Raw genomic sequence first — 15993 nt, 5'->3', positions numbered from 1 at the left:
GAAGCATTCTCGCCACTGACACGCCGCGGCAACCCGGAAACACCGTGGTCCGCGGACGCAGTTCCGTATCCTGCGACCCATGACCACACCGCCCGATCCACGCAATCCCGGCAACCCCGAGCCCGACGACGGCGCCGGATACCCGGGGCAGGCCCCGGAACCCGCCGCGGGAAATCCGCCGCCCTCCTACCCACCACCCGGATCGACCCCTCCCCCGGGATCGACCCCTCCCCCGGGATCGACCCCTCCGCCGGGATCGGGCCCTCCGCCGGGATCGGGCCCACCACCCGGATCAAACCCGCCGCCGCCCGAAGGCGGTTACCCACCGCCCGGGTCGTACCCGCCACCCGGGTCGCCCCCGCCGGGATCGGGATACCCACCGCCGGGATCTCCCCCGCCCGGATCGGGATACCCACCGCCGGGAGGCGGTTACCCACCGCCCGGGGGCAACTATCCGCCACCCGGAGGCAGCTATCCGCCTCCGCCTCCCCCCGGTGGACAGCCGGGCGGATACGGGCCCCCGCCGGGTGGTTACGGTCCGCCGCCGGGTGGTGCGTACGGGGCGGTACCCGGGGCTTCGGGCTACGGCGCACCCGCGACATCACAGTTCTCGGTCGGCGATGCGATCAGCTACGGCTGGAATCGTTACAAGGAGAACGCACTTCCCTGGATCCTGATGATCCTGATCGCGCTCGTCGTCTCGGGCGTGATCGGCTGGATCGGCAATGTGTCGTCCGACTACGGCCGGGTCCTGTGGATCAATCTGCTCTTCGGCATCATCAGCGCGATCGTCGGCTATGTGTTCCAGGGTGCGTTCGTCCGCGGCGCACTGGATGAGCTCGACGGCGGCAAGCCGGCGATCGGGAACTTCTTCCGGCTCAACTTCGGACCGGTGATCATCACGGCGCTGCTCGTCGCGATCGGCACCTACATCGGCCTCATCCTGCTGATCATCCCGGGCATCATCTTCGCCTTCCTCGCCTACTGGTCCCTCACCTTCGTGGTTGATCGCGACCAGGACGCGATCTCGGGCATCAAGGCGAGCTTCTCGGTGATCAGCAAGAACGCCGGTCCGCTGTTCCTGCTGGCCCTGGCCAGCATCGGACTCAACATCGTCGGCGCCATCCTCTGCCTCGTCGGGCTCCTGGTGTCGATCCCGGTCACCATGATCGCGAGCACCTACGCCTATCGGTTCTTCACCGGTGGGCAGATCGCGGCCGCGGGTATGGCCGCTGCGACGCCGCCGCCATACCCGCCGAATCAGCAGTACTGATCTCGCAGTAAAAATCTCGCAGTAGAGATCTCGCAGTAAAGATCTCGTCAGACGAACAGGCCGCCGCCCCATCGGGCCGGCGGCCTGTTCGCATCTGCGGTGCCTGTTCTGCGGTGCCTGTTTCAGCGGTGCCTGTTACAGCCGCCCGTTGCCACGATGGTGGACGTCCTCGGACAGCCGGACCACCGCGTAGTAGAGCTCCAGGGTCACCCGCAGGAACGCGAGGTAGATCAACCCGATGATCGGGGCCAGGATCAGGGCCGCGATACCGGCACCGATGCTCTCCACAAACCCGGCGATGATGAAGAAGATGACACCGATGGCGAGAACAATCGTGCCGAGGATGTACACGACCTTCACGAGCGCCGGTGTCACGAACGAGTTGAAACCGAAGTCGAACAGGGCCGAGAAGAACCCTTTCGACGATGCCTGGCCGGGGCCGGGCGGCGGCGCGGCCGGATAGCCACCGAACCCACCGGCCGGCTGGGCGCCATAGCCCCCACCCGCCGGCGGCCCGTAGCCACCGGTCGGCTGTGTCCCATAGCCACCTCCGGGCGGCTGGGACCCGTAGCCGGGCGGCGGGGTATGCCCGCCGGGCGGGGTGTACCCGGGACCGTTCGGATCGTTCGGATTCGTGGGATCTCCTGATGTCATGGCGCGAGATTAGCAACGGTGCGTGTGATGTCGGGCCGTCACAGCCCTTTTGCGCCTTATCGGACGAAATCACTCGCGACCGGCCGGTAACCGGGACAATCGAGGAATGATCGAAGAGATGCAGGACGAGGCGGAGGGCCTGCTCTCGGCGGGCGAATACACCCATGCCCTCGCCGAATTCTCAGTGCTGCGTGAGATTCGGTCCCGTCGTGAGGGTCCGTACTCGATCAAGTACCTGTCGAATCTGCACGACTGCGTCCGGTGCATGTCACAGCTGCACCTCTGGGCCGACTCGACGCCGTTGTGCCGTGAACTCCACGGGAAGTACGTGCGGACCCATGGACCCGGCCAGACCGACACCGTCGACGTGGCCAAACACTGGGCGTGGGCGCTGCTCCACCTGCACGACTATCCACCCGCGGTCCGCCTCTACCTGACCACTGCCGACGCGCTGTGGGATGCCGATCCGGATCAGGCCCGCCGGCTGCTCGCGGCGGCGGTCGCGCACCGCGGCGAGGCCGACCCGCTGGCGATGATCTCCGCCGACACCGCACTCATCGACAGTGCCCGGCTGACCCACAGCCACGACGTGCTGGTGATGATCAACCGACTCGTCGACCAACTCCCGCCCAACGCGGCGTCGGCGCGGGCGTCGGTCACGTTCGATGGGCTCGCCATCGCCTGAGAGTCATCGACGACGGCGAGCCGGCCCGTTCAGATCATCCCTCTCAGATCGTCGGGTCCTCGATCTTCTTGGGCAGTGTCACCAGCGTGACCACGCTGACCACGATCAGCATGATCGCCGCCACCCACAAGAAGGTGGCCAGTGCGAGACCGGGGATCGCCATCATCACGATGCCCGCGATGATCGCGACCACACCGGAGAGCACCAACAGCCACCGCGGCGTGTGCACCGAGCCGGCCACCGCGTGCGCCAGATCGGCGACTCCCTGGAAGATCCAGCCGATGCCGATGAAGATCGCCAGGAACACCAGCGACTCCTCGGGATTGAACAATGCGATGATGCCGGCCGCCAGGATCAGCACGCCGACGAGGCCGAGGACGAACCGCCATCCGCCGGACAACAGGTTGGCCGCGAACGCCGTGTAGATACGGAACAGCCCGGCCACGATCAACGAGATCCCGAAGAGCACACCGATCACGAGCAGGGTGGCGCCCGGCCATATCAGCGCGATGATTCCCAGGACGATTCCCACGATGGACGTCGCGATCATCATCGAGCGAACGGCATTCACCAATTCGTTCGGAATCTGCTTTGCGTAATCTGCAATTGTCATGGAGGCAGGTTAGTACGTCTCGGAGGGTGCGACACCACATTCACCCGCCGAACAGAAGGGAAAATCAGTGTCGCTGATCGCATTCTTCTCGCACGATTCCGGGACGGCCGATTCCGCTGCGGAAGAGTCTCGCGGATTCATCCCCACCCGCTACGCGGCCAGCCTCTGGGCGCCGTCGACGTTGAATGGGCCCGCGGTGTGCGCACTCGCCGCCCGCGCCGCCGAGGACGAGTTCGCGACGGCGGGATTCCGCACCGCACGGTTCACCATCGAACTGTTCAAGGTCGCCCGGGACACCGTCACCGTCACCCGGGGCCGACTCGTCCGCGACGGCAGGCGGATCAAGGTCGCCGAGGTGGACGTTATCCAGTCCGTGGACGGTGCCGAGGTGATCGTCGCGCGGAGCACCACCGTGTTCGTCAGCGAGAGCACCGATCCGCCAGGGGAACGCTGGCGTCGGCCGGCCGACGCGACCCGATTCCGACCTCCCGAGACCGCGCCCGACGACCACTTCCCCTGGTACGGGACCACCTCGGCGCACGGCGGCGAGATCGTCTGGAGTCAGGACATGGCCGCCCACCAGCACGGGCAGCGGAAATGGCTGTGGACCCGGGCGGTCTCCACCGTCGTCGGGGAGGACCCGACACCATTCCAGCGCGCGGTGATCAGCGGGGAATCGACCAGTCTGGTCTGCAATTGGGGCACGGCGGGCATCGCCTACATCAACTGCGATCTCACCGTCGCGCTGTCCCGACTACCGGTCGGGACCCGGATCGGTGTCGAGGCGGCCACCCACCTGGAGACCGATGGGATCTCGACGAGTACCGCCAACCTCTACGACGACGACGGACAATTCGGGGTCGGCATGGTCACCGGCGTGGAGAACGCGGCCGCGACCATCGATTTCACGTCGGTGAAACCCGGCGAAAGGTATGCCGAAGGCTGACAGTCCTTATGTCGCGCTCCGATGACTATCAGGTCTTGATAGGGTCTCGCTCATGATGCGGCGTCTAGGACGATGGAGAACGGCATTCGCGGTTTCCGCCCTCGCGACCACTCTGACGGTGAGCTTGGCGACCACGCCATCCGCCGAGGCTTTTCCCGTCGCGGCCGGTAACGGCAAGGTCGTCGCACGCCTCACCGGGCCGGGTTCGATCAACGACACGGTCGGCAGATACAACATCGTCGGCACCGACCTCGGTGTCATGTGGGACAACGGTCACGGCGAGATCATGACCGCCTTCGGCGACACCCAGTCGTTCAACGGATGGTCGCTGCTCTACGGCCAGCTCTGGTACTGGCGCTCCAACGTCCTGCTGCGCAGCACCGACCACAATCTCTCCGACGGCATGACGTTCACCGGCCATGCCGGCAGTCCGGGCAACGCCAAGCGCCTGCTGAAGCCGAATCTGCGCCGCGAGGTCACGATCATCCCGACCGCGGGCGTCGCGGCGAACGGCAAGCAGTACATGAACGTGATGTCGGTCAAGCACTGGGGACCGGCCGGGATCTGGTTCACCAACTGGTCCGGACTCGCGGCGTCCACCGACAACGGCCAGAACTGGAATGCGGTGAACGCATTCCGGCCGAACAGCGGCGGCAACCACAAGTTCCAGATGGCGGCCTATCTGAAGGTCGGCAACACCGTCTACACCTACGGCACCCCCGACGGCCGCTGGGGCTCGGTCTATCTGGCGCGGGTGAACGAGAAGGACATCGAGCATCTCGGCAAGTACGAGTACTTCTCATGGGGTCACTGGGTCAAGAACAACCCGGAGTCGGCCACCCCGGTGATGGGCGCGCCGACCGGCGAGTTGTCGGTCGCCTGGAACGACTATCTCGGCAAGTACATCTCGCTCGGCACCAAGGACAACGGTGTGGTGCTGCGGACCGCCGACAATCCGTGGGGGCCGTGGACTTCGGGCGAGGTCGTGGTGCCGGCCAACGACCCGTACTCGGGGTACGCCCCCTTCATCCACCCGTGGTCGAAGGGCAGCTCGCTGTACTTCACGTACTCGATCTACACCGGGTATCAGGTCTATCTGATGCGGCTTCCGCTGAACAAGCCCTGACGCGGGCTGCCCTCGGACCGCCACGGCCGGGCACCCTGCGTGGCAGGGCACCCGGCCTGCGGGTCACTGCCCGAGCAGCTGCTTCATCTCGCCGATCTCCGCCTGCTGAGAGGCCTTGATCTGCTGCGCGAGGGCCCGGGAGGGACCGTCGATCCCGCGCGTGAGTTCGTCGTCGGCCATCGCGACCGCGCCCTGGTGATGGCGGATCATCCCGTCGAGCCACAACCGGTCGAATTCCGTTCCGCGGGCGTCGGTCAGCGCAGCCATCTCGTCGTCGGTCATCATGCCCGACATCGAGTGGCCGCCATGGCCGCCGTGTTCACCCGGCTCGACCGGCTCGGCCGGCACGCCCCAGTCGGTGAGGCGGGCGGTCATCTGGTCGATCTCGGGTTGCTGGGCGTTCTCGATCTGGTCGGCGAGCGCACGCACGGCCGGTGTCGTGGTGCGTTCGTCCACGAGTTCGGCCATCGCGACCGCCTGACGATGATGCGGGATCATCATCTGGTTGAAGGCGATGTCGGCGTCGTTGTGCGACACCGACTCCGACCCGGAGGCGGCGGAATCAGCTGCCGAGGTGGGTGCCGGCGAACTCGTCGCCGGGTCGTCCGTGCCGGTGGAACACGCCCCGAGAAGTGCGGTGGCGATCAGGATCGAGCACGCGGTTGTCTGTCGTCTCATCGAAGGAATCCTCTGCAAGAGTGGTGGATCCGTCCCGCGACGTCCGGAGCGGACGTGCGTAGGCGGTACTGATCGGCGACCGGACACACGGTCCGGCAGTCGCCCATCAGCAGCGGATCACCTGCAATTGCAGATGCGTCGGCATGGCCCACGGAGGTGGTCGGCCCGGCCTGGGACGCCGTCGTCCGCGCACCGACCGCAGCAACGGCGGGATGGGGAACCCCCAGGCCAGCACCAGGACTGCCAGGACGATGACGTCCGGATCGGCGGCCCGGATGAAGACGCACGCGTGCTGATGCAGCCCGCAGTCGGTACCGCTCATCGACGTCTCGTCGAGCACCTCGCGCTGCGCCGAGTGCATCACCGTCGAGGGCTGCGGATGGTCGGCGGCCGACGCCTCATGATGACCGCCACCGGACGCGCACTGCGCGACCACGGTGTGCATGATCAGGATCGCCATCGCGATGGTGAGCAACAGACCGGCGCCGCGCGCGCTGCGGGGCAGCTCACGGAGACCGGCGATCGACACGCCGACGAGCCTACCGAAGCGCGGACACCTCGGTCCCGGCCCCGACCTCGGTCTGGGCCTCGGCCGCCTCGCGTCGCTGTTTTCGCGGGATCAGCCAGTACTTGTCGACCAGGTTCGCGACGACGATGACGAACGCCGCCAACGCCCAGCCCAGCAGGATGTCGAAGACGTAGTGCTCGGCGGTGTAGACCAGCGTGAAGGCCATCGCGAGCGCGTAACCCATGAACAATGTCTTGCCCAAGGCCTTGACTCGCGGCCACATGAACAAGGCCAGCAACATCGTGAGACCGGCGTGCAGCGACGGGATCGCCGCGACGAGGTTGGCCTTGCCCTGCCCGACCTCGACCAGCGTCGAGGCCGCGTGGATGTTCAGGACGTTCCAGCCGCGGGCGGAGATCCGCTCCACGTACGGCTCCGCGCCGGACTGCGTGGGCGTGACGTCGCCGAGGACGCCGCCGCCCGGGGCGCCTGTCTCGTTCGTCATGCACAGTGGCTCGCGCGGATGGTCGACCACCTGCTCGGCGGTACACCGGGCGGCCGCCCACGGCGGTGCGGCCGGGACCAGCGTGTAGCCGATGAGCGCGAGGAATGTCGTCGCCACAAAGCACGCCGCGTAGCGTCGCCACGCCGACCGGTCGCGCAGCCAGAGCACGGCCGCGGCGGCATAGGGAACGATGAAATACGACATGTAGACGACGCTGGTGATGACCTCCCACCAGGGTGGGGTCGCGCCTTTCAGGTGCTCCTGCAACCACACCGTCGGATTGACGCCGAACAGTGCATGGTCGACGTCGGGGGCGAGATGCCACTGGGTGGGCATGTTGACGATGCGCGCGACGTCGCGGGTCCAGTCGTAGAGCACGAGGATCAGCGCGAACGGCAGCCAGTCGATGATCACGCTGATCGCCTTGCGCCGCCCGATGGTGGCGGCCAACATGCCCAGACAGAGGAGGACGATCAGCTGCGTACGGTCGAAGGCCAGACCGTTGAGAGCGATCTCGACCACCATGAACACGACCCAGGCAGCGATCGCGACACGTCGGACCATGGTGAGGTCTCGACGACTCCCGGGTTCGGAATCGGTCGCCGCGGCGGCCGCGATGTCGTCGAGCACCGGTTCGACGCCGGACGGCTCGGCCCCGGACGCGGAAGTATCGGACGCAGAAGTATCGGACGCAGAAGTATCAGACTCAGAAGTATCGGACTCGTTCTCCGCCGACGTCGACCTCGACTTCTTGCCCGCGGCACGGCGAGATCGCGATCCCGCATCATCGTCCGAGTCCTGGACGTCGACCGCGTCGTCAATGCTCACCCGAGATTCCTGCCCACCCAAGCCCCCGCTCGGGGCACCCTGCGTATTCACTTTCCGTCAGCCTAGTGATCATCGGGCGTTTGGTGACCAGCAAACCGCCGCGCGACCGTCGTTGCCGCCGTTTTCCCCTAGGATCGTGATCGGTATCACACCAACCGGACCTGGGAGGAGTGCCGTGCCCGACCGCTACCTGCGCTACGGCGACCAGCGCTACATCATCACCAAGGAGACCGAGGCGAGACTCGATCGCGCCCTCGACTCGGTATACGCCGAGGGCGGCCGCGGCCACGAATGGCTCAGCCTCTACCACGGCTCCGAGGCCCCGTGCCGACTCCTCATCGCGACCGGCGTCCCGATCACCATCGAGACCGAGCCGGCCGTCGGCGAGTGACGGCCGGCGCACACTATCGTTGACCCATGCGCATCGGAGCACATCTGCGTGTGGACACCGACCCGCTGTCCACCGCGAACGAACTCGGCATCGACGTCTTCCAGATGTTCGTCACCGATCCGCAGGGCTGGAAGAAGCCCACACCTCGACCGGACGCCGAGGCGATCCGCGATTCGGCCATCGACGTCGTCGTGCATTCGAGCTATCAGATCAACGTCGCGAGCCTGAACAACCGGCTGCGGATGCCGTCACGCAAGGCGGTCGAGCAGCAGGCCACGGCCGCCGCCGAGCTCGGCGCGTTCGGACTTGTGGTGCACGGCGGTCATCTCCGCGACGGCGAAGACGCAAAAGAAGGATTCGCCAACTGGCGCAAGCTCTTCGATCGTCAGGTCGACAAGGGCGGATTCGGCGTGCCGATCCTGATCGAGAACACCGCGGGTGGCGACCATGCGATGGCTCGCACGCTGGAGTCGATCGACCGGCTCTGGGAGTCGGTGGGCGATTTCGACCAGGCCGGCTTCTGCCTCGACACCTGCCACGCCTGGGCCGGCGGTGAGGACCTCGTCGGACTCGTGGAACGGGTCAAGGGCATCACCGGACGTATCGACCTGGTGCACTTGAACAATTCGCGCGACGAGTTCGACTCCGGGCGGGACCGGCACGCGAATCTCGGCGACGGCCACATCGAACCCGCCGTCCTGGCCGCGGTCGCCAAGGCCGCGGGCGCGCCGGTGATCCTGGAGACCCCCGCCGACGGCATTCCCGACGACCTGAAGTATCTACGCGACGCGCTCTGACCGCAGCAGCTCGACGGCGAGAGATCTCGCCGCACCGAAGGCGTCCTCGACGACGCCGATCCCCGCGGCGACGAGCGCCCCTTCGTGCAGCAGCATCAGGCGCGTCGCGATCGCCTCGGACGGCCGCGTCCCCGCGGTGTCGACGATCCGGGAGAAGAGGTCGAGCATCCATCGTTTCTGTCCGACGATGACGGGATAGGCGGGATGCGCCGGGTCGCTGATCTCGGCGTGGGCGTTGATCATGCTGCAGCCCTTGGGGCCTCGCTCGGCGGCCCAGTCGCGGCTCGCATCGAAGACGGCCGACACCTGCGCGACGGCGCCGTCAGCGGCGGCCGCCGACCGATCGGCCAGGAACGCCCGCCATGACGCGTCCCGGGCCAGCAGGTACTCCACCACGAGTCGCTCCTTCGACCCGAAACGGTCGTACAGAGTCCTCTTGGTGACGCCCGCCCGCTCGGCGATGGCCTCCACGCCGACGGCGTGGATCCCCTGCGCATAGAAGAGGTCCGACGCGGCGTTCAGAATCGCCCTCGCCTTCGGCGTCCAGTCGATCGCGGTGGTCACATGACACAGACTACACCGATCGGTAAAGTCGATCCCATGCGGACTTCACCGATCGGTATACCTGCCGGCAGATCGACCGCGTGGGCGAGCGCCGGCCTCTCGATCCTGTTCGTCGCGTCCTGGTCGTCGGGGTTCATCGGGGCCAAACTCGGAGCGTCGGATGCGCCGGCGACCACACTGCTGATGTGGCGCTTCGTGCCCGTAGCCCTGGCCCTCGCCGTCGTCGCGGCAGTCCTCGCACGCCGCTCCCTCGGCCCGCACCGGGCGCGGCATGGCTGGGCGACGCAGGTCGCGGTCGGGGCGCTGTCCCAGTGCGGGTACACCCTGACCGTGTACTGGGCGATCGGACTGGGCGTCAGCACCGGGACCACGGCGCTGATCGACGGCGTGCAACCGCTGGCAGTGGCCGTGCTGGCCGGACCACTCCTCGGCGCCGCGGTGAGCGGCCGGCAGTGGATCGGACTCCTACTCGGCGCCACCGGGGTGGTGATCGTGACGTGGACGGATGCCACCACATCGGCCACGGCCGCGCCCTGGTGGGCCTACCTGGTCCCCCTCGCCGGGATGGCGAGCCTGGTCGCGGCCACGTTCCTGGACCGACGCGCGACCACCACCTTGTCGCGCACCGAGTCGCTCGCGGTCCACTGCACCACCTCGGCGATCATCTTCACCGCGATCTGCCTGGTCACCGGCACGGCGACGCCGCCGGCGGCCGCGGGATTCTGGGTCGCGATCGCGTGGCTCATCGGGATGTCGACGCTCGGCGGATACGGCCTCTACTGGGTCCTCGTGGACCGACTCGGCGTCACCTCGGTCAACGCGCTGATGTTCCTCATGCCACCGGTCACCACACTCTGGGGCGCCGCGATGTTCGGCGAACCACTCACCCCGACGACGATCATCGGACTCACGGTCGCCCTCGGTGCCACGATCGCCGTCGTCCGCCCCGGCCGACGACGCGAACGGCGTCCGTTTCATCCGGATCTCACCGCCGAAGTCCCTGCTGGCAGCCGTCAGTGCTGATCACACCCGGATCGAGTTGGTCCGTGCACGGAATCGGAGGTATCCTTAGGTTACCGGCGAGTAACTTATGCGATCGCCGAACGACTCGTAGCCCACCCAGACTTGTCAGAGAAGGAAACTTTCATGGGCCATTACAAGAGCAACATGCGCGACCTCCACTTCAACCTGTTCGAGATGTTCGACCTCGACAAGGTGCTCGAAGAGGGTGACTTCGGCGATCTCGACCACGAGACGGCCGTCGACATGCTTCGCGAGGTCAGGACACTGGCCGAGGGGCCGATCGCCGAGTCGTTCACCGAGGCCGACCGGAACCCGCCGGTCTTCGACCCGGAGACGCACAGCGTCGCGATCCCCGAGGGATTCACGAAGTCCTACAACGCCCTCGTCGAGGGCGGCTGGGACAAGATCGGCATCGACGAGGAGCTCGGCGGCCTGCCCGCACCGCGGTCGCTCTACTGGGCCATCGGCGAGATGATCCTCGGCGCCAACCCGCCGGTCTTCATGTACGCCGCGGGCTCGGGCTTCGCCAACATCTTCTTCGACAACGGCACCGACGAGCAGAAGAAGTGGGCCGCCATCTGCTCCGAACGTGGTTGGGGCGCAACGATGGTGCTCACCGAGCCCGACGCAGGCTCCGACGTGGGCGCGGCCCGCACCAAGGCCGTCAAGCAGGAGGACGGCACCTGGCACATCGACGGTGTGAAGCGATTCATCACCTCTGCCGACCAGGACATGACCGAGAACATCTTCCACCTGGTACTCGCCCGCCCCGAGGGCGCGAAGCCGGGTACCAAGGGACTCTCGCTCTTCTTCGTGCCGAAGTTCCACTTCGACCACGAGACCGGCGAACTGGGCGAGCGCAACGGCGCCTTCGTCACCAACGTCGAGCACAAGATGGGCATCAAGGCGTCGGCCACCTGTGAGCTGAGCTTCGGCCAGCACGGCACCCCGGCCGTCGGCTGGCTCGTCGGCGAAGTGCACGACGGCATCGCGCAGATGTTCGACGTCATCGAGCACGCGCGGATGATGGTGGGCACCAAGGCCATCTCCACCCTGTCGACCGGGTACCTCAATGCTCTGGACTACGCCAAGGAGCGCGTGCAGGGTGCCGATCTGACCCAGATGACCGACAAGAGCGCGCCGCGCGTCACCATCACGCACCACCCGGACGTGCGTCGTTCGCTAATGACCCAGAAGGCCTACGCCGAGGGTCTGCGCGCGATCTATCTCTACACCGCGTCGCATCAGGATCCCGTTGCCGCTCAGATCGTCTCGGGTGCGGATGCCGAGATGGCGCACAAGGTCAACGATCTGCTGCTGCCGATCGTCAAGGGCGTCGGCTCCGAGCGCGCCTACGGCACCCTCGGCCACGAGTCGTTGCAGACCCTCGGCGGTTCCGGCTTCCTGCAGGACTACCCGATCGAGCAGTACATCCGTGACTCGAAGATCGACTCGCTCTACGAGGGCACCACGGCCATCCAGGCGCAGGACTTCTTCTTCCGCAAGATCATCCGCGACAAGGGCCAGGCCCTCGCGCATGTCTCGGGAGAGATCCAGAAGTTCCTCGATGCCGAGGGCGGCAACGGTCGCCTGAAGTCCGAGCGAGCCCTGCTGAAGACCGCCGTCGACGACGTGCAGGCCATGGCCGCGAGCCTCACCGGTTACCTGATGAACGCCCAGGAGAACCCGCAGGAGCTCTACAAGGTGGGCCTCGGCTCGGTGCGCTTCCTGCTGTCGGTCGGCGACCTCCTCATCGGCTGGCTGCTGCTGCGTCAGGCCGAGGTGGCGCTCGCCGCTCTCGACGCCGGCAGCTCGGATGAGGACAAGTCGTTCTACGAGGGCAAGGTCGCGGTCGCGAGCTTCTTCGCGAAGTCCATGCTCCCGCTGCTGACGGCCGTTCGCGCCACCGTCGAGAACATCGACGCCGACATCATGGAGGTCGACGAGTCGGTCTTCTGATCGGCCGTCACCTCACCTGATCGAAGTTCTTCCCCCGGTTCCGTTCTCGTCCTCCGCATGCATGTGGGGAAAGAACGCAGAACCGGGGGAAAAATTGTTTTCGGGGCACGGGCCACGGGCACGGACCGGGTGTCACAGCAGGCGGAGCTGCACTCCGAGTGATCGATAGATGGGTTCGGCTCGACGGTCCACGCTGACCAACGGGAGCTCCGCCGCCACCGCCGCGGAGGCGACCAGACCGTCGTACACCGCGCCCCCGGATATGCCTGCCGCGGCGAATGATTCGATCAGGTCTCCCGCAGTTCTCGGCGACAGGTGGCACTCGTGGGGAAAGTTGGTCGCGATGAGTCGGGCGGCGGCCGACGCTGTCAGTCGCTGCGGCGGTGGCAATCGCGTGAGCACGGAGTAGGTCTCGAAGGCGGCATGCCCACTGAGGCCCAACACGAGTCCTTGTACCGCTGCTCGAACAGCCCGGTGACCGGACTGTTCCGGACGAACGAGTGCGATCGCCGCGCTCGTGTCGAGCAGGATCGTGTCAGCGTTGGTCGCCAAGGCGCAACTCGCGGATGTCGTCGCTCGACAGTTCGGCACCACCGGCAGGCAGGATCAGCAGACCGTCGTCGCCGGCCAGTAACTCGTCGGTCGCCACGGGTTCGAGGACGAGACCGCTCCCCGCGACGGTGATCTCCACCTCGCCGGGCACGAGCCCCACGCGGTCGCGTAGCTCTTTGGGAACGACGATCCGTCCCGACCGATCGATGGTGGTCTTCATGGCATCGAAACTACCATTCGAATGGCATCGGCCTGCGCCGACGACGGCGTGCCGGGCACGGCAGCAAACTGCCCCTGGCTCGACGTGGCGGGCCAGGGGCAGTTCGACGTACGGGGGCCGACTACTTCGGTGGCATCCGGATGCCGCCGTCGACGCGGATGACCTCGGCGTTCATGTACGAGTTGGTGACCAGCTCGACGACCATCGACGCCAGTTCGTCCGGCTTGCCGAGACGATGCGGGAACAGCACGGACTCGCCGAGCTTCGCCTTGAAGGCCTCCGAGGCCTCGCCCTCGCCGTAGATCGGGGTGTCGATCAGGCCGGGGGCGATGGTGTTGACACGCACGCCCACCGCGGCGAGGTCACGCGCGACCGGCAGGGTCATGCCGACGACGCCGCCCTTCGACGACGAGTACGAGGCCTGGCCGATCTGACCGTCGAAGGCCGCAACGCTGGCCATCGAGACGACCGCACCGCGCTCGCCCGACTCGAGCGGCTCGTTGCGGCTCATCGCGGTCGCGGCGAGCCGGATGCAGTCGAAGGTGCCGATCAGATTGATCGCGATGACCTTCTTGTAGGCATCCAGATCGTGGGCCGACGAGAACTCGCCGTCCTTGCCGATGGTGCGCTGGGCCCAGCCGATGCCTGCCGAGTTCACCAGGGCCCGCAGCGGGCCGAGTTCGGTGGCCTTGGTGACGGCCGCCTCGATCTGCGCGGTGTCGGTCACGTCGACGCGCACGAAGGTGCCGCCGACCTCCTTGGCCAGCTCCTCACCCTTGTCGGCCTGCAGGTCGGCGACGACGACCTTGGCCCCCTTGGCCGCCAGCTGGCGAACCGCCGCCGCACCGATACCGGATGCGCCGCCCGTGACAATTGCACTTGCTCCATTGATATCCACGAGGTGGAGATTACATCGCAGGATGGCATCGCCGACACCCACCACCGAGCGATTGCTCGGTGGTCTTCACCGGCCGGCGTCAGACGCAGGCGACCTTCGGTTCCGGATCGTATTTGACGGTGCGGGTGTGCCGGCGAACCTCCGCGCCGCTCTCGGCGTCGGAGATCACCCGGGTGTTGGACGTGGTGAATCCGCGGCTGCCGCTCGAGGCCATGCAGTCGTCGCCCTTGGGCAGCTTCACCAGCGGCGGCTCGGTGTACGAGTGACGGTCGCCGGTGATCGACTCGACGTCCATGGTGGTGGTGCTCCACATCCGGACCGTGACGTCCGACGGCGTCCAGTTCGTCTCGATGTAGACGCCGTGTGGTGTGTTGTTGCGGAACACGAGGTCGATCGCCCCCTCGAAGACGGTCGCCTCGCGGGCTTCCGGATAGCGGGAGATGTAGTAGGAGTGCTCGGTGTGGTCGACGTCCTCGAGACCGGCGAAGTACGACGCGTTGTAGAGCGTCGTCGCGAACTGCGAGATGCCGCCGCCGACCGCCTTGGCGGCGTGACCGTGGTCGATGATCGTCGACGTCACGTAGCCCTGCGCCGTCCCCCGGGGGCCGGTGTGGGTGTTGAGGGAGAACGTCTTACCCGGCAGGATCAGCGCACCGTCGACCTCGTCGGCCACCAGGCGGATGTTCTCACCGGACGCGCTGGTGAATCCCGACGTCGTGAACTCGCCGACCACTTCGCGCACGCCGAGTTTGCGGGCGTCTTCGGTCGTCAGGCGCGCTGGGAGCGGCTTGTAGGCCACCTCGACGACACGTTCGTCCGAGGCATCGGCACCGGTCGCCACCGCCGCGATCGAGGCGAAGGTCTTCGTCCAGTCGACGCGGGCGCCGGCACGGGACGGGACGACGGTGGGGCTGCCCGTCCGCACCGAGAATGTGGCGTCGACGGGCTTGCGTTCGGTGGCCGCCAACCGGGGGCCGAGCAGGGCCGCGCCCTTCTTGGGATCGACGACCGGTTTCAGACCGCCCTGGCCGTCGGGGCCGAACGACAGGATCGATCCGAGCTGCGCAGGCTCCACGCGCACGGTCTCGTTGTCGGAGCCCGTGAGCGTGAGCGGGCCGGCGACGGCGCGGACGGCGGGGCCGGCAGCGGTTTCGCGGACCACGTCGGTCGAGACCGTAGGGTCGAAATCCTCGACCGGCAGATCGATCGGCCGCCCGTCGAGCCATCTCTCGGCGAGCGTCGCGGCAGCGGCATCGTGGGCGACCCGTTCGCCTGCGACCGGCATGACCTCGACCGGAGTGGTGCCGTCATAGCGGACCCCGCCCTCCACGGCCGCCTGCTCGAGCGTCGGTTGTTGCTCGTCGAGCGTGCTGTCGAAGGCCACCCGGTCGATGTGCACGACGGGGTCGATCGTCTGCGGCATGCCGACCATGCCCGCCAGCCGCGTGACCGGGTTCTTCGGCTGTTGCATGAGCCGGTCCAGCGTCGCGTCCGGGTCAAAGGTGAGTCCCAGAGAGGCGGCGTCGACCATCGCGGTGCCCGCCGCCGTGCGGAGCCAGACCGGTTCGGTGGTGCGGGCGGACAATTCGTCGATGACGCCCTGGGCCTCGTCGCGGTGGAGATGCCCCGCGGGCACACCCGCCACGACGGCACCGCGTGCGGTGGTGTCTTTGGTCAGCAGGAGATCCGTGGCGAGCACCACGCTCGCGACGGCGAGCGCACCGACCATGATGCGCACCGCGGTACGCGTTGTCGGAAACTTGCTCACGAAAA

The 15993-nt window shown here is 67.0% G+C and carries 18 protein-coding genes; 8 read left to right on the top strand and 10 right to left on the bottom strand.

Annotation, left to right across the window (positions count from 1 at the left end; genetic code table 11):
* The first annotated feature begins 79 nt into the window (after nt 1-79).
* The gene (locus tag ACLQ3I_RS15365) at nt 80-1273 is read left to right on the top strand and encodes a hypothetical protein (protein ID WP_425802958.1); all 1194 of its coding nucleotides are present in this window, start codon (nt 80-82) and stop codon (nt 1271-1273) included.
* A gap of 135 nt (nt 1274-1408) precedes the next feature.
* Here the strand turns inward: ACLQ3I_RS15365 and ACLQ3I_RS15360 are convergent, their stop codons facing one another.
* On the bottom strand, nt 1409-1927 hold the full coding sequence (locus ACLQ3I_RS15360) for a DUF4282 domain-containing protein (protein WP_425790271.1): 519 nt from the start codon (nt 1925-1927) through the stop codon (nt 1409-1411).
* Nucleotides 1928-2033: 106 nt separating this feature from the next.
* Between ACLQ3I_RS15360 and ACLQ3I_RS15355 the strand changes: the two genes are divergently transcribed.
* Complete coding sequence (locus ACLQ3I_RS15355) at nt 2034-2612, top strand: hypothetical protein (protein ID WP_425802955.1); 579 nt, start codon at nt 2034-2036, stop codon at nt 2610-2612.
* Nucleotides 2613-2655: 43 nt separating this feature from the next.
* Here the strand turns inward: ACLQ3I_RS15355 and ACLQ3I_RS15350 are convergent, their stop codons facing one another.
* Nucleotides 2656-3225: an HdeD family acid-resistance protein gene (locus ACLQ3I_RS15350; protein WP_425802952.1), complete on the bottom strand. Its 570-nt coding sequence runs from the start codon at nt 3223-3225 to the stop codon at nt 2656-2658.
* 67 nt (nt 3226-3292) lie between these two features.
* On the opposite strand from ACLQ3I_RS15350, the gene ACLQ3I_RS15345 reads away from it, so the two are divergent.
* On the top strand, nt 3293-4171 hold the full coding sequence (locus ACLQ3I_RS15345; protein WP_425790277.1) for an acyl-CoA thioesterase domain-containing protein: 879 nt from the start codon (nt 3293-3295) through the stop codon (nt 4169-4171).
* A gap of 52 nt (nt 4172-4223) precedes the next feature.
* Complete coding sequence (locus ACLQ3I_RS15340; RefSeq protein WP_425790279.1) at nt 4224-5297, top strand: DUF4185 domain-containing protein; 1074 nt, start codon at nt 4224-4226, stop codon at nt 5295-5297.
* 63 nt (nt 5298-5360) lie between these two features.
* Here the strand turns inward: ACLQ3I_RS15340 and ACLQ3I_RS15335 are convergent, their stop codons facing one another.
* From ACLQ3I_RS15335 to ACLQ3I_RS15325, 3 genes are all read right to left on the bottom strand, one after another.
* Complete coding sequence (locus tag ACLQ3I_RS15335) at nt 5361-5975, bottom strand: DUF305 domain-containing protein (RefSeq protein WP_425802950.1); 615 nt, start codon at nt 5973-5975, stop codon at nt 5361-5363.
* Nucleotides 5976-6081: 106 nt separating this feature from the next.
* Nucleotides 6082-6504: a hypothetical protein gene (locus ACLQ3I_RS15330; RefSeq protein WP_425802948.1), complete on the bottom strand. Its 423-nt coding sequence runs from the start codon at nt 6502-6504 to the stop codon at nt 6082-6084.
* A 10-nt stretch (nt 6505-6514) separates the two neighbouring features.
* Complete coding sequence (locus tag ACLQ3I_RS15325) at nt 6515-7816, bottom strand: phosphatase PAP2 family protein (RefSeq protein ID WP_425790285.1); 1302 nt, start codon at nt 7814-7816, stop codon at nt 6515-6517.
* Nucleotides 7817-7991: 175 nt separating this feature from the next.
* Here ACLQ3I_RS15325 and ACLQ3I_RS15320 point away from each other — a divergent pair, with 175 nt between their 5' ends.
* Entirely contained in the window at nt 7992-8207 is a 216-nt protein-coding gene (locus ACLQ3I_RS15320; protein WP_425790287.1) for a hypothetical protein, read from the top strand.
* A gap of 26 nt (nt 8208-8233) precedes the next feature.
* Nucleotides 8234-9004, top strand: a complete 771-nt coding sequence (locus tag ACLQ3I_RS15315; protein ID WP_425802945.1) for a deoxyribonuclease IV — start codon at nt 8234-8236, stop codon at nt 9002-9004.
* Here ACLQ3I_RS15315 and ACLQ3I_RS15310 read toward each other — a convergent pair.
* Nucleotides 8987-9568 (bottom strand): TetR/AcrR family transcriptional regulator, encoded by a 582-nt coding sequence (locus ACLQ3I_RS15310; protein ID WP_425802942.1) that lies wholly within the window; start codon nt 9566-9568, stop codon nt 8987-8989. The genes ACLQ3I_RS15315 and ACLQ3I_RS15310 overlap by 18 nt on opposite strands.
* 36 nt (nt 9569-9604) lie before the next feature.
* Here ACLQ3I_RS15310 and ACLQ3I_RS15305 point away from each other — a divergent pair, with 36 nt between their 5' ends.
* Nucleotides 9605-10591, top strand: coding sequence for a DMT family transporter (locus ACLQ3I_RS15305; RefSeq protein WP_425802940.1), 987 nt, complete (start codon nt 9605-9607; stop codon nt 10589-10591).
* A 123-nt stretch (nt 10592-10714) separates the two neighbouring features.
* Nucleotides 10715-12550 carry an acyl-CoA dehydrogenase gene (locus tag ACLQ3I_RS15300; protein ID WP_425802938.1) on the top strand — a complete coding sequence of 612 codons (1836 nt, stop codon included), beginning with the start codon at nt 10715-10717 and terminating at the stop codon, nt 12548-12550.
* A gap of 132 nt (nt 12551-12682) precedes the next feature.
* Here ACLQ3I_RS15300 and ACLQ3I_RS15295 read toward each other — a convergent pair whose 3' ends face one another.
* The 4 genes from ACLQ3I_RS15295 to ACLQ3I_RS15280 form a co-directional block, all read right to left on the bottom strand.
* Nucleotides 12683-13102 carry a type II toxin-antitoxin system VapC family toxin gene (locus ACLQ3I_RS15295; protein WP_425802935.1) on the bottom strand — a complete coding sequence of 140 codons (420 nt, stop codon included), beginning with the start codon at nt 13100-13102 and terminating at the stop codon, nt 12683-12685.
* Nucleotides 13086-13322, bottom strand: coding sequence for an AbrB/MazE/SpoVT family DNA-binding domain-containing protein (locus tag ACLQ3I_RS15290; RefSeq protein ID WP_425790298.1), 237 nt, complete (start codon nt 13320-13322; stop codon nt 13086-13088). The genes ACLQ3I_RS15295 and ACLQ3I_RS15290 overlap by 17 nt, the downstream gene beginning before the upstream one ends.
* A 121-nt stretch (nt 13323-13443) precedes the next feature.
* On the bottom strand, nt 13444-14220 hold the full coding sequence (locus ACLQ3I_RS15285) for an SDR family NAD(P)-dependent oxidoreductase (RefSeq protein ID WP_164308217.1): 777 nt from the start codon (nt 14218-14220) through the stop codon (nt 13444-13446).
* A 79-nt stretch (nt 14221-14299) separates the two neighbouring features.
* The gene (locus tag ACLQ3I_RS15280) at nt 14300-15949 is read right to left on the bottom strand and encodes a VanW family protein (protein ID WP_425803562.1); all 1650 of its coding nucleotides are present in this window, start codon (nt 15947-15949) and stop codon (nt 14300-14302) included.
* Nucleotides 15950-15993: the final 44 nt, after the last annotated feature.

The sequence above is a fragment of the Gordonia sp. DT101 genome (assembly GCF_049844895.1).
Classification (GTDB): Bacteria; Actinomycetota; Actinomycetes; order Mycobacteriales; family Mycobacteriaceae; genus Gordonia.
The sequence above is the reverse complement of the archived record's forward strand: the minus strand, read 5'-3'. Positions and strand labels throughout refer to the sequence as shown.